This window comes from Bradyrhizobium sp. 21 (genome assembly GCF_023073335.1).
In the GTDB taxonomy this organism is placed as follows: Bacteria; Pseudomonadota; Alphaproteobacteria; order Rhizobiales; family Xanthobacteraceae; genus Bradyrhizobium.
Genome location: NZ_JADPJG010000033.1, coordinates 1 through 12,269 on the forward strand (window position 1 = coordinate 1; position 12,269 = coordinate 12,269).

A 12,269-nucleotide genomic window follows, 5' to 3' on the forward strand; every position below is an offset into this window, starting at 1 on the left:
TAGAATATTTTCGCATGCGCGGGTTGACCCGCTGGTTGGGTGTTTTGCCCGTCGGGCAACACAAGGAATCGTAGGGTGGATTAGCCGAAGGCGTAATCCACCGCTTCCTTTGCTTCGGAAACAGACGTGGGGATTGCGCTTCGCTAATCCACCCTACGAAGTCTTGGTGTGTCACGGCCTCCGGCACACCAGGTCGATCTCGATCAGCGCGTCATAGGCAAGCCCGGTGACGCCGACGCAGGTGCGGGCCGGCAGTCGGCCGGGCGCGAAGTACGTGCGATAAGTCTCGTTCATCGCCGCATAGTCTTCCTTGAAACGCGTGAGATAGATCCGCGTCATCACCACGTGCTCCAGGCCAAGGTCGAGGCCGGCGAGAACCACCTTCAAATTCTCCATCACCGCGCGGGTCTGCGCGACGATGCCCTCGGGCAGCACGCCCGGCATCTCCGGCGTATCCGGCATCTGTCCGGTGACGAACACGAAGCCGTCGGTCTCGACCGCGTGGCTGAAGGGCGCGACCGGCTTCGGTCCGCCGCTGATCATGTGGAATTTCACTCGATCTATCCTTGGGTTTAAGGCGCGTCCTGAAACAGGCGCTTGCTGAGAATGGCGTGCACGCCCCAATTGCCGTCGACCACCTGGGTGACGCCGAAATCGACGGCCGCCGACATCAGCGCGATCGCCTCGTCCTCGCTGAGGCCTTTGACGTTCATCAGGAAGCGCCGCATCTTGCGGAACGCATCCTTCATGGCGAGGTCGAGCGACGATTTGGCGTAGACCTCGCTTTGGCCCTGCGCGCCGAATTCGGCGAGGTAGTTGGGATGGCTGAAGCCTGTCAGCACCCAGTCGGTCGCGGTCTCGATCAGGGGATAAGAGAGATCGGCGAAGGGCTGGCCGGCGAGATCGGCCTTCTTGTGCAGGATCACCTCGAACGTCCCGGTCATCGAGCATTCGATCGCGGTGCCGCTCAACTCTCCGTCGCCCTGGGTGGCATGGGAATCGCCGACCGACAGCAACGCGCCAGGCACCGAGACCGGAAGATAGACGGTCGCCCCCTTCCCCAACCGCCAATTGTCGAGATTTCCTCCGAAATAGGAGGGCGGCACCGAGTCCACGAAATCGACCTCGCGCGGCGCTACCGCGATCACGCCGAAATGCGGCCGCAGGGGAATGCGGATGCCGTCGAGCACGGCATGGCGGCGCTTGACCGTGCCTGTGACGACGGGCACACCGGGATAATCGTAGGTGGTGTGCACGACGCCGAAAGGATCGGTCTGCGGCTCCCAGCGGTAGGAATAAAGCGCGCGGGCGTGCGGCGCGTCGGTATCGTCGAAGATCTCGTAGATGGTGACGACCTCGCGCGGCTTGGGCCCGGTGAGAAACTCGTTGTAATGATATCCCCACCACGCCGCGACCGAGGAGCCGAATACACGACCCGCATGGCTCGGGTTGCGGCTTGCGCGTGGCACCATGTCGAGGATGCGAACCTCCAGGACGTCGCCGGGCTGGGCGTCCTTCACCGCCACGGGCCCCGTGCAGATGTGGACGCCAAAGCCCTCGCCGGCGCCGCGGCCGAACACGCTGGCATCCATCGGACCGGCGCCGCGACGGTCGACGTTCTTCCTGTCCGCGGTCCAGCCGAACACGCTTTCGGCGCCGGCATCGCCCGCGATCATCATGTCGGGGGCGTCGGAGGCGTGCTGGGTCAGCGTCTCGATCGTGATCGTGTCGCCCGACGCAATCTCGATCTGCGGCGACAGCGAGCGGCTGAAATAGCCCCAATGGACGCGGCCGGCTTCGACCGGGAGATGATGATGCCTGCGCCCGGCCGTGCGCGGCTCTTCGGCGTCGGGACGGGTGACGTTGCCACGTGCCTCCACGCCACTCTGATGCGCGCGCAGCAGCGCCAGCGCCTCATGTGGCCAGCCGCGCTGGCCGGCAATTCCGTGCTGCGATGTTGCCCGCCCCGCCTCCTGCTGACGAAATTCGCGCGGCGGCAGGCCGAAGCGGTGGCGGAAGGCGCGGCTGAAATGCGCGGAATCGCCAAAGCCATAAGCGTAGGCGATTTCCGAGATCGAGCGATGCGCTTCCGTGGGGTTGGACAAGTCGGCCCAGGCGCGCTGCAGGCGGCGCTCTCGGACGTAATGGGTGAAATTATCGCCGACCGTCTCGAACAGCTTCTGCAAGTAGCGCTCGGAAATCCCCTCGGCCTGTGCGACCCGCGCCGGCACGAGGTCGGGATCGTCGAGCCGGCGTTCGATGGTCTGGCAGATCCGGTGTAGCAGCGCCGCCTGCGTCGCGCTCGATCCGGCTTCGGAGGTCAAGGCCGCCAGTTGGTGCGCCAGTGTCAGCAGGAGGTCGACGAGGGACTGAGCCACCGAGTTCCATTCGGCATCGCTCAAATTGTCGAGCGTACGCGCGCTGGCGTCCAGCAGGCGCGCGAACACATCGGCGAAGCCGCTGGGCGGAACGACGCGGGGCTCGCCGAGCGTTGGCCTGCCCCTTGGGTTGCCCGAGAGGCGCCCGTGTAGCGCTTCCGAGGTGACCGACAGCACGATGGCGCGCATGTCACGCTGGAACACGATGCTCCAGTCGCCGCGCCGCGGCAGCAGCACGAGATGACCAACGGGAACGATGCGGTGTCCGGCGGCGCTTTTCAGCACCATGCCGTCCTCGACCGGCATCAGCGCGATGGGGAGGTCTTCGTTGGATTGCGCGAGCGGGCCGATGGTCTGCGCGCCCGCAGCCATGCGCGTCAGCGCAACGCCCGTGGCGTGGCGATGCGACGCCGTCGCGTGCCCGTCGAGGATGGAATGGCCAGTGGCCGGTTGCAGGCCGACCGCAGCCAGCACGTCCCGCCAGGCTTCGGGGCGGTCGTCTTGCGCGTAGGACTCGCTCGTGAAGGGACGGAAGCTCATCGGATCGGCCCAGATTGCAGTCGATCGAAGCAACCTCCGTGCCAGACGCACGGGATCATCCGTCGCAGCGACGGGCCGTAAATGACGATCCCTGCTCATCCTCTCATCCCGAAAACAGACTTCGCTTCAACGTACTATGCTGTGAAAGGGCTCGGCCTTCATGGTTCGAGACGCGCCGCAAGGCGGCGCTCCTCACCATGAGGGTCTAAGATCTCACCGCGAAACGGGACCTCATCCTGAGGAGCCCGCCAAAAGCGGGCGTCTCGAAGGATAGGCCGCAACGAAACTCCCTCGTCTGAAGGCGCATCAATCGCACCGGAAGATGTTCTTGCGGATCGTGCCGTGGACGCCCCAATTGGCATCGACCACCTGGGTGACGCCGAAATCGGCACCGACCGACAACAGCGAGATGGCCTCGTCCTCGCTCAGGCGATGCACCGTCATCAGGAACCGCCGGAGCTTGCGAAACGCATCGCGCATCGCACGGTCGAGGCTCGAATGATTGGCAATCTCGGTTTGCGCATCGGCGCCGAGTGCGGCGAGATAGTTCGGATAGGTGAAGCCGTAGAACGACCATGCCTGATCGGTCTCGAGCATCGGATGGTCGAGCCCTTCGAGGTTGGTGCCGGCGAGATCGGCCTTCTTGTGCAGAACAAATTCGAAATCGCCGGTGAGCGAGGTCTCGATCGCCGTGCCGCCGAGCTCGCTGTCGCCTTGCGCGGCATGGGGATCGCCGACCGAGAAATAGGCGCCGGGGACCGCGACGGGGTAGAACATCCGCGCGCCCTTGCCGATGCGCCAATCGTCGATGTTGCCGCCGGTATAGCTCGGCGGGATCGAGCTGACGAAATCGGCCTCCGATGGCGCAAGGCCCATGGTGCCGAAATGCAGCCGCGCCGGCACCTTCACGCTCGACAGGACGTTCTCGCGCTTCGTGATGGTGGCGTGATCGACGCGCACGCCGGGATAGTCGATGGTCGGATGCACGATGCCGTCAGGATCGGTCTGCGGCGTCCAGACATAGTTGTAGACGGCCTTCGCGTAGGGCTCGCCGGAGGTGTCGAGCTCGAAGATGGTGACGACCTCGCGCGGCTTCGGCTCCTCGATCAGATCGTGGTAGTGAAAGCCCCAGTTCGCCGCGACGTTGGAGCCGAAGCAGCGGCCGGAATGGCAAGCGCTGCAGCTTGGCCGCGGCCGGACGTCGAGGATGCGCACTTCAAGAATGTCGCCGGGCTCGGCGCCTTCGATCGCCACTGGTCCGGTCAGAAGATGCACGCCGATCCCCTCGCCTGCACCACGAATGAACGGGCCTTCGACCGGGCCCGAGCCGCGGCGCGCCACCGCTTTGTGCTCGCGCGTCCACTGGAACACGCTCTCGGCGCCGGGATCGCCTGATATCATGCGCTCGTAATCGTCGTTGGCGTGGTGGGTGAGTGTCTCGATGGTGGCGCGATCGCCTGAGCGCAGCGTCAGGGCCGGCGCGACTTTCTTGGAGAAATAGCCCCAGTGGACGGTTTTCGGCGACACCGGCAGCGTGAAATGCTTCATGAGATGGCCTCTTCAGGGAACGCGGTCGTCAGTCTTGCGAGGCCGGACGGCAGGCTCATCGCACGGCCTCCGGAATCTTGTCGGCTTCCATGACGCTCAGGAAGCGTGCGGTCAGCGGATTACGGGGGTTGGTGAGCACCTCGTGCGCCGGCCCCTCCTCGATGATCGTGCCGCCGCTCAGGAAGGCAACACGGTCGGCGACTTCGTCGGCGAAGCGGATCTGGTGCGTCGAGATGATCATGGTGAGACCGTCGTCGATGGCGAGGCGCCGGATCACCTCAAGCACCTCGTTGACGAGCTCGGGATCGAGCGCGGAGGTCGGCTCGTCCAGCAGCAGTACGCTCGGGTTCGGCGCCAGCGCCCGCGCAATGGCGACGCGCTGTTGCTGGCCGCCCGAGAGATGCCGCGGCAGCGCATCGGCACGATGTGTCAGGCCGACGCGGTTGAGCAGCTCGGTGGCGCGACGATCGGCATCGATCCTGGTCATGCCGTGGACCCAGCGCAAGGGACCGGCGATGTTCTCCTTCGCCGACAGATGGGCGAACAGGTTGAACTGCTGGAATACCATGCCGACGCCGACGGTCGCCCGTTCGTTGGCGATCGCCCGCGGTGACAGCAGCTTGCCGTCGTCGTCGAAACCGAGACGGCGGCCGCCGACCCGCACTGTGCCGGACTCCCAGCTTTCAAGGTGGTTGATGCAGCGGAGCAGCGTGCTCTTGCCCGAGCCGCTCGGCCCGAGCAGCGCGACGACCTCGCCGACTCGGACGGTCAGATCGAGGCCGGCGAGCACCTTTTGCGGGCCGTAGCTCTTGGTGAGATCCCTGGTTTCGACCGCGATGTTGTTGCGTGCGATCGTCGCGGCGCGCCGCGTGCGCTCCTCGCGCGTCAAGGCGAGCGGCGGCGTGTCGGTGAGCTCTGGCTGTGCGGGCTCGGGGGCGGCAACGGCGGCTGCGGCAAGGTCGAGCTTTGTGCCGAGATCGACACGACGCCAAGGCAAGTAATCAGCGAGCTTGCGCTGACGGTCCTTGGTCCGGTCGAGATCAAGCAGCCATTCGACGAAAAGCTGGATGATGCTGATGGCAAAGGTCAGCACAAGGTACAGAAGGCCCGAGGCGAAGAAGATCGAGAAGAAGTCGAAGGTCGAGGACGCGAGCTGGGTCGAGCGCAGGGTCAATTCCTGGACCGCGACCACGGACGCCAGCGAGGAGTTCTTCAGCGCACTGACGGCCTCGTTGCCAAACGCAGGAATCATGGTGCGGATCGCTTGCGGCGCGATCACCCGCCACATCAGCACGCGTGGTGTCATGCCCAGCGCCTGGCCGGCCGTGACCTGCCCGCGATCGACGCCGAGCACCCCGGCCCGCAGCATCTCCGCGATGAAGGGCGCCTCGTTGCAGGCGAGCGCGAGGCCGGCGGCCAGCACGGCCGGCAGCTTGATGCCGATATGCGGCAGCGCGTCGTAGGCAAACACCATTTGCAGGATCAGCGGCGTGCCGCGGAAGATCACCGTGTAGGCCCTGGCGATCGCCGCCAGGAGCCAGAAGCGCGAGAGCTGCATGCCGGCAAGGATCAACCCGAGGATCAATCCGCCGCCGAGCCCGAGGGCTGTCACCTCGAGGGTGAGCTCGATGCCCTCGAGCAGATACGGCATGCTCAAATAGTGGAGGAATAGCGACATCAGTCGGCCGTCAGAATGTCCGGCTCCTTGAAGTTGCCCACATCGAGCCCGTGCTTCTTCAGAAGCTCCATGTGCGTGCCGGCCTTCTGCACCTCGATCAGGGCAGCAAGCACGGCGTCACGGAATTTCGGCTTGTCCTTGGGCACAGCGATGCCGACCGAATACGGGATCGTCACGGCGGTCGCCTTCTCCAGCTTGTCCGGATAGGCCTTGACCGCGCTGTCCACGGTGTTGACGTCGTTGACATAGGTGTCGGCGCGGCCGGCGAGGATTGCCTGGATGCAGTTGGCGTTGTTGTCGTAGAGCTGGACGGTCGGCTCGGGCTTGCCGGCCTTCTTGCACTCCGGCATCAGCGCCTGGATCAGGGGCACCTCGACATAGCCGGTGTTTTCGGCGGCTGCCGCCCCGCACATCGACATGTTGATGCCGTTGATGCCCTTCGGATTGCCCTTGGCGACCAGCACGCCGTCGAACACTTTCGAGTAGGTGATGAAGTCGGCCGCTTTCGCGCGCTCCTTGGTGGCGTAGATGTCGGAGATGACGATGTCGGCTTGTCCCGCGGCGAGCGTGGTCAGGAGCGCCGCAAATGTCACCGGCTTGTAGGTCAGCTTGAAGCCGAGGCATTCGCCGATGGCTTCGCCGAGATCGATGTCGAAGCCGATATATTTGCCGGGGTCTTTCGGGTCGATGGTCTCATAGCCCGGCGTGTGCGGGTTGATGGCATTGACGAGCGTCTTGCCTTTCCAGTCCGGATATTTCCCCTGGAGCGCGGCGCAGGCCGCAGGCGCCGCGGCCTGCGCGCTCAGCGGCGCGGTAGCGACCAGACCGAAAGCGATGGTGACGCCGAGCGCGACTTTGCGCCATGGCAACGCGCGCGACATCCCCCGCGTCTGGGGCAATACCCGTCTCTCCATCTCCAGCTCCTTCGAATTGTCATGGCACTGGCCGTGTTCCAGATCTCGGGAGCGAGCCTAGTTGGAGCGGCCAGAGAAAAGCTTGTCCGCGGGCGTACAAAAAATTGGATGGAGGGAGCCTGCGATTTGGGCAAGCCGCTGCACAAAATCTGTTCGTGGGCACGGAACGTCGAGATCCGCAATTCCGAATTCGGAACAATCACATGATCTCGAGCGGCGCAGCGATCTGTCCGATAATGGAATCACTCGGTGCGACATTTGACGGAGATATGGCGTCGGCAAGACGTATCTGCGAAGGCGCGGCGGCGCGTCGCCGTCTCTCCACAGCCTGTCCGCAGCATATCCACAGGCTGACCATGGCGGATTCGCGAGCTCGCGCGAGCCACTTGCTGCGCACAAATCCACAGGCCCGCTCAGCCGCCCGCTTGGTCGAACACGCTGCGGCAGGCCTCGCTCAGGCTGGCGCGGTTGCGGCGCAGGCACGCCGTGATGGCCCGAACGTTGGGGATCTCTCCGGCGCAAAGGCGATAGACGTCGGGCGTGCAGGCCCGGCGTTGTTCCTGGGTTCCCTGGGCGTGCGCCGCGGACGCGAACAAAGTCAGGAACAGCCCGAGCGTCGAGGCGCGCCGCGCCCGGCTTTTCACACCCGCAAACCGCAAGAACCTCGCCTTCATGACCAGTCTCCCGTTCTGCCCTGCCCGCCCGGCCTGCATTGGCCGGTGTGCGAAGGGGTAGGAGAAATAAACAGCGGACGATGTGATCTCCTTCACACTGCGGGCGCCCGGCAGGAACCTAGCGTTCCCACGGGAATTTTCATGAATCGCTAACCAATCGGGACCCGATCGGACGATCGTTAAAATGCGAACGATCGGCTCAATCGGGAAACAAACCGGCTTTGCGACAGTGCGCCATCCGCGGTCCGGAGGGTGTGATGAGCGAAGCCGAATTCAACTTGCTGCTGGATGCCGTCGAGGACGCCATGGTCCATGAAGACCTGATCCATCAAGACCTGGTCCATCAAGATCTGGCATTCGCGTCGGAGGAGGATTTCGTGCCCCGCTCGTGGTCGTACGCCGTAACGCCCAAAGCCGCCAATGACAACGAGGGCGCCTGGCCTCTGCTGCCGTTTCCGGACGGCTGGTACGCGGCCTGCTGAGGCCAATTTCCCCGTGAACCGATACGCCCGCGCTCTGCGGGCGTTTTGCCATAGGCCCTGTGCCAAAACCCGGCGCGGCCGCGATCAGGCCTTGCCGGGCTCCTCGCCGTCCTGCGGCGCCCGGTCGGGTGCCGCCGACGGAAAGATGCTGTCATAGATCGCACGGGCCTCGCGAATGAGGCGAGCGCGCTCCAGCTCGGATTTCGGGACAAATCGGACGATTTCGCTCACGTGCTCTCCAGCACTCGATGGACGGGAATGCATCACTTCGCAGATGCGAACTCTATGCCAACGAGCCTGAATCGCGGGTTTCCGCCACCCCCGGGCAAACCCGGTGCGTGCGGCCGGCAGGCATCCCCTCGGAACCCCGCTTCGCAATCGAATATTTGCCGAGATATCAGGAGCTTGTGATGGAGGCCACGTCGGGACTCGAACCCGAGTAAACGGTTTTGCAGACCGGCGCGTAACCACTCCGCCACGTGGCCCCAACGAGGGCGGAGCAATATAGGGGATCAAGGGTTTAGGCAACCCCGACGGGGCGGCCAAGCCTTCGCGCCGTCGAGATATCGCGCAAGAATCTCGTCACCTCGCCCGGCGCGCTCCTCGATAGGAGCATTCATCGTTGCGGCGCGGAATGAAGGCGTGCCGCCGATTTATCGGGTCTTGCGCGCAAAGAAATTCTGAAAGGCCGCGAGCGCCTCGGGCGATCGCATGCGTTGGCCGAAGAAGTGGTTTTCCTGACTGATCCGGCGCTCGATATCTTCGGTCGGAGGCCTCAGGAGCTTGCGCGAGATCGCAACTGCCTCGGCAGGCAAGGCGCAGATCTGCCGCGCCACCTTTTGCGCTTCCACCACGGCGTGACCGGGCGGGACAATTTGATTGACCAGGCCGGCTTCCCGGGCGGCTTCCGCGCTCATCTCGCGACCCATCAGCAGCGTCGCGAAGGCGCGCTGATGCCCGACCATATGCGGCACGACCAGACTGGTGGCGCCGTCGGGTACGAGTCCATACTGGATGTACGGCGACGAAAACGTCGTCGTCGTGCTCGCGATCACATAGTCGCAATGGACCACCATGGTCATCCCGATGCCGATCGCGATGCCGTCGACTGCGGCGATGATCGGCTTGGTGTTGTTGACCAGCGAGTGCAGGAAGATCACGGAATTGCGGGGGCGCCCGGCGTCTTGTGCCTCGGTGGCCGCTTTCAGGAAATCGCCGATGTCGTTGCCGGCGGTGAACACGCCGGAGCGTCCCGTCAGGATCAGGCAGCGGATCGCGGGATTGGACTGCGCGGAGTCGATGGCATCGCTCATCGCCAGGTACATGTCCTGCGTGAGCGTGTTCTTCTTCTCCGGCCGCCGCATCGTGATGATGCGGGTGGCGCCCTCGTCGGTGACGATGATGTGCTCGGCCATGACGCTCCTCGCTTCGCTTGCGAATGGACGCTCGGCGCGCGGCGCCCTGGTTCTTCTTCCTCGGCGGCTTTGCCGGACCGGGGGCGCGCGCTCCGCCCCGCGGTCGTATGTCCCGTCGGGCACCGGAATCCTGTCGAGCGCTGCCTTATACGCCTTTTCATCGACTTTCGGGTGGTTTTCGACGGTCGGGCCCGACGGGGCGGCTAGGCCTTCGTGCCGCCGAGATATCTGCCGAGAATCTCGTCGATCGCGCCGGCCGCCGCGATCCGTCCCTCCTCCAGAAGGATCGCGCGGTTGCAGATGCTCCTGATCAGGTCGATGTCGTGCGATGCCAGCACCAGGATGCCGGCGCGCGCGACGATTTCGTCGAGCCGTTGCCGCGCCTTCTTGCGGAACTGCTGGTCGCCGACGCCGATCCATTCGTCGAGCAGCACGATCTCGCCTTCGACTGCGGTTGCGACCGCAAAAATCAGGCGCAGCATCATGCCGCTGGAATAGGTGCGCAGCGGCAGGTCGAGCCGGTCGCCGAGCTCGGTAAACGCGGCGATCTCCGCGCGCCGGGCGTCGATCTCGGCGCGCCGCGCGCCGATCACGAGGCCGCGCCGCATGATGTTCTCGTAACCGGTGGCCTCCTCGTCGAAGCCGGCCTGGAGATCGAACAGCGACAGGCAGCGGCCGTCGATGTCCACGCTGCCCGCGGTCGGATGGTAGATGCCGGCGAGCACCCGCAGCAGCGTGGTCTTGCCGGCGCCATTGGCACCGATGATGGCGACGCGGTCGCCGGCGCGGATGTCGAGACTGACGTCCTTGAGCGCGGAGACGATGTGTGGGACGGCAGCCTGCCGCCGCAGCGTCACCGCGCTGACGAACCGGCTGCGCAGCGAGCGGTCGCGGAACGACAGCACCGGAAACGTCACCGAGACGTTGCGAAGCACGATCTGGGCAGCAAGGCTCATGCGCGCCTCACAGCCAGTACGCCACGCGGTGGCGGTATTTCGCGTAGCAGCCGAGGCCGATGACCGCCATGACGGCCGCATAGACCAGCCCGAGCAGCCATTGCTCCGGATCGGTCGGCTGCGACAGCAGCGGCCTGCGCACGAGATCGAGCAGCGTCGCGAACGGATTGGCGCGGATCAACCAGTCAAAACCGGTGCCGCGCACGGTGTCCTCGGTCCAGATGATCGGCGTCAGGAAGAAGACGAATTGCAGGCCGCTGACGATGGCCGAGCCGATGTCGCGAAAGCGCGCGCAGAGCAGGCCGAGCGCGACCGAGCCGCCGAGGAGAACGATGAGCAGGATCGCAAAGCCGGGCGCCGCGAGCAGCATGTTCCCATGCAGCGGCCACGGCATCACGAGATAGAGCAGGAGCAGGATCACCAGATGATGCGCCAAGATGAGGACGTTGCGCGCGATCATCTGCAGCACATGCACGATCAGCGGCGCCGGCACCGCCTTGATCAGATGGCCCGATGCCACGAAGATGTTGGACCCCTCCTGGAGCGTCGTCGCGATCAGCGTCCAGACGATCAGGCCGACCGCGAAGAGCGGCAGGAAGCTCGTGATGTCCTGCTTGAACAGGGTCGCATAGACCGTCCCGACACTGGCGATCGTCGCCGCGAGTGTCAACGTGATCCAGAGCGGGCCGATCACGGTGCGCCGGTAGCGCAGCGAAATGTCCATCAGCGCGAGCGTGCCCCACCGATCGAGCCGCGCCGCCTGAGCCAGGATTTCCTTCGCTGCGGCCTGAATTCGAATGCCCGTCACGCTTCCGGCTTTCCGATGGTGCGACAGGATAGCAGATGGCATCGCGTCGGCCGAGCGTCTCTATCCGCCCGCTCCCCGCGGGGCAATCAACCGTACGGATGAATTGGGCCGAAGTCAGGCTCGCTTCTTGCCCCGCCGGACACCGCGCCGGCGGTCCTTGGCCACCGGCTTTGGCGCGAGCTCCGGCATTTCCGCCTGCACCTCGCGATAGCGCGTCAGCATCCGTTCAAAGCTGGCGTTCAGCGTCTCGGCAATGTCGGGCCGCTTCTCGAGGCTGGCCAGGATCGCCGCTGCGGCCTCGATGGTCGACAGCCCGTCCTTGCGCGGCTCCTTGCGCAGGCGTCCGTAGCGGGAGGGGGCGGCCGGGTTGAGGATGACGCGCTGGCATTTCAGCATCCAGGGGTTGCGCCACCACAGTGCCTTGGCCTGGCTCCAGGTGCCGTCGAGCAGCACCACGCCTTCGATTCCGCGCAGAATGCCCCGCTGGTGTTCGGCCACCTCGCCCTTTCGGGTCAGCGCGATGACGTCTCCCTCCGCTTCGAGATCGGCCGCACGAGCCGAGCCGAGATAGAGTATGGCCCATTTTGCGGGATCATCGACCGGTTGCCCCAGTGCCTTGGACAGACTCGGCCAGGACAGTCCGACCCGTAGCGTGGCATCGGCGAAATGCTTGGCAAGCAGCCGCGCGGTGGCGAGCGCGCTGTCCTGCTCCTGCGGATGCTGCAGGATCAGGAGCGAGAGCCGGTTTTCAATGGGTGTGACGCTGTCGCAGATGCACAGCGGCATCGGCTTCTGGCAATGCGGGCATTCGGGGATCGGCTCGGCCGGCGCGGCGGCGGTGGGGTTCGACATGGCGCCGCTATACGCTTTGCACGG

General features: G+C 65.0%; 12 protein-coding genes and 1 tRNA gene. 1 reads left to right on the top strand and 12 read right to left on the bottom strand.

Features of this window, described 5'->3' with window-relative positions; all coding sequences use genetic code 11:
- Nucleotides 1–171 precede the first annotated feature (171 nt).
- The 6 genes from IVB31_RS28150 to IVB31_RS28175 all read right to left on the bottom strand — a co-directional run bounded on the left by IVB31_RS28150 (nt 172) and on the right by IVB31_RS28175 (nt 7,732).
- A complete protein-coding gene (locus tag IVB31_RS28150; RefSeq protein WP_247330623.1) occupies nt 172–555 on the bottom strand; it encodes a RidA family protein in 384 nt (127 codons plus the stop codon).
- Nucleotides 556–572: 17 nt separating this feature from the next.
- The gene (locus IVB31_RS28155) at nt 573–2,918 is read right to left on the bottom strand and encodes an acetamidase/formamidase family protein (protein WP_247330625.1); all 2,346 of its coding nucleotides are present in this window, start codon (nt 2,916–2,918) and stop codon (nt 573–575) included.
- A gap of 306 nt (nt 2,919–3,224) precedes the next feature.
- Nucleotides 3,225–4,466 (bottom strand): acetamidase/formamidase family protein, encoded by a 1,242-nt coding sequence (locus IVB31_RS28160; RefSeq protein WP_247330627.1) that lies wholly within the window; start codon nt 4,464–4,466, stop codon nt 3,225–3,227.
- 55 nt (nt 4,467–4,521) lie between these two features.
- Nucleotides 4,522–6,144 (bottom strand): amino acid ABC transporter permease/ATP-binding protein, encoded by a 1,623-nt coding sequence (locus IVB31_RS28165; RefSeq protein ID WP_247330629.1) that lies wholly within the window; start codon nt 6,142–6,144, stop codon nt 4,522–4,524.
- Nucleotides 6,144–7,025 carry an ABC transporter substrate-binding protein gene (locus IVB31_RS28170; protein WP_247330798.1) on the bottom strand — a complete coding sequence of 294 codons (882 nt, stop codon included), beginning with the start codon at nt 7,023–7,025 and terminating at the stop codon, nt 6,144–6,146. The genes IVB31_RS28165 and IVB31_RS28170 overlap by 1 nt, the downstream gene beginning before the upstream one ends.
- Before the next feature lie 446 nt (nt 7,026–7,471).
- Nucleotides 7,472–7,732, bottom strand: coding sequence for a hypothetical protein (locus tag IVB31_RS28175; protein ID WP_211395868.1), 261 nt, complete (start codon nt 7,730–7,732; stop codon nt 7,472–7,474).
- A gap of 257 nt (nt 7,733–7,989) precedes the next feature.
- Here IVB31_RS28175 and IVB31_RS28180 point away from each other — a divergent pair, with 257 nt between their 5' ends.
- A complete protein-coding gene (locus IVB31_RS28180) occupies nt 7,990–8,214 on the top strand; it encodes a hypothetical protein (protein WP_247330631.1) in 225 nt (74 codons plus the stop codon).
- 84 nt (nt 8,215–8,298) lie between these two features.
- On the opposite strand, the gene IVB31_RS28185 is transcribed toward IVB31_RS28180, so the two are convergent.
- From IVB31_RS28185 to IVB31_RS28210, 6 genes are all read right to left on the bottom strand, one after another.
- Nucleotides 8,299–8,445: a hypothetical protein gene (locus tag IVB31_RS28185; RefSeq protein WP_247330633.1), complete on the bottom strand. Its 147-nt coding sequence runs from the start codon at nt 8,443–8,445 to the stop codon at nt 8,299–8,301.
- A gap of 180 nt (nt 8,446–8,625) precedes the next feature.
- Nucleotides 8,626–8,699, bottom strand: a tRNA-Cys gene (locus IVB31_RS28190).
- Nucleotides 8,700–8,867: 168 nt separating this feature from the next.
- Nucleotides 8,868–9,629 (bottom strand): enoyl-CoA hydratase-related protein, encoded by a 762-nt coding sequence (locus IVB31_RS28195; protein WP_247330635.1) that lies wholly within the window; start codon nt 9,627–9,629, stop codon nt 8,868–8,870.
- A 203-nt stretch (nt 9,630–9,832) separates the two neighbouring features.
- Complete coding sequence (locus IVB31_RS28200) at nt 9,833–10,585, bottom strand: ABC transporter ATP-binding protein (protein WP_247330637.1); 753 nt, start codon at nt 10,583–10,585, stop codon at nt 9,833–9,835.
- Between the two features lie 7 nt (nt 10,586–10,592).
- Entirely contained in the window at nt 10,593–11,309 is a 717-nt protein-coding gene (locus IVB31_RS28205; RefSeq protein WP_249803648.1) for an ABC transporter permease, read from the bottom strand.
- 198 nt (nt 11,310–11,507) lie between these two features.
- A complete protein-coding gene (locus IVB31_RS28210; protein ID WP_247330642.1) occupies nt 11,508–12,245 on the bottom strand; it encodes a tRNA-uridine aminocarboxypropyltransferase in 738 nt (245 codons plus the stop codon).
- Nucleotides 12,246–12,269: the final 24 nt, after the last annotated feature.

Excerpts from the sequence above, each read along its gene's own strand:
- IVB31_RS28155 (WP_247330625.1), bottom strand. The coding sequence starts at position 2,918 with ATGAGCTTCCGTCCCTTCACGAGCGAGTCCTACGCGCAAGACGACCGC.
- IVB31_RS28160 (WP_247330627.1), bottom strand. The coding sequence starts at position 4,466 with ATGAAGCATTTCACGCTGCCGGTGTCGCCGAAAACCGTCCACTGGGGC.
- IVB31_RS28165 (WP_247330629.1), bottom strand. The coding sequence starts at position 6,144 with ATGTCGCTATTCCTCCACTATTTGAGCATGCCGTATCTGCTCGAGGGC.
- IVB31_RS28170 (WP_247330798.1), bottom strand. The coding sequence starts at position 7,025 with ATGTCGCGCGCGTTGCCATGGCGCAAAGTCGCGCTCGGCGTCACCATC.
- IVB31_RS28175 (WP_211395868.1), bottom strand. The coding sequence starts at position 7,732 with ATGAAGGCGAGGTTCTTGCGGTTTGCGGGTGTGAAAAGCCGGGCGCGG.
- IVB31_RS28180 (WP_247330631.1), top strand. The coding sequence starts at position 7,990 with ATGAGCGAAGCCGAATTCAACTTGCTGCTGGATGCCGTCGAGGACGCC.
- IVB31_RS28195 (WP_247330635.1), bottom strand. The coding sequence starts at position 9,629 with ATGGCCGAGCACATCATCGTCACCGACGAGGGCGCCACCCGCATCATC.
- IVB31_RS28200 (WP_247330637.1), bottom strand. The coding sequence starts at position 10,585 with ATGAGCCTTGCTGCCCAGATCGTGCTTCGCAACGTCTCGGTGACGTTT.
- IVB31_RS28205 (WP_249803648.1), bottom strand. The coding sequence starts at position 11,309 with ATGGACATTTCGCTGCGCTACCGGCGCACCGTGATCGGCCCGCTCTGG.
- IVB31_RS28210 (WP_247330642.1), bottom strand. The coding sequence starts at position 12,245 with ATGTCGAACCCCACCGCCGCCGCGCCGGCCGAGCCGATCCCCGAATGC.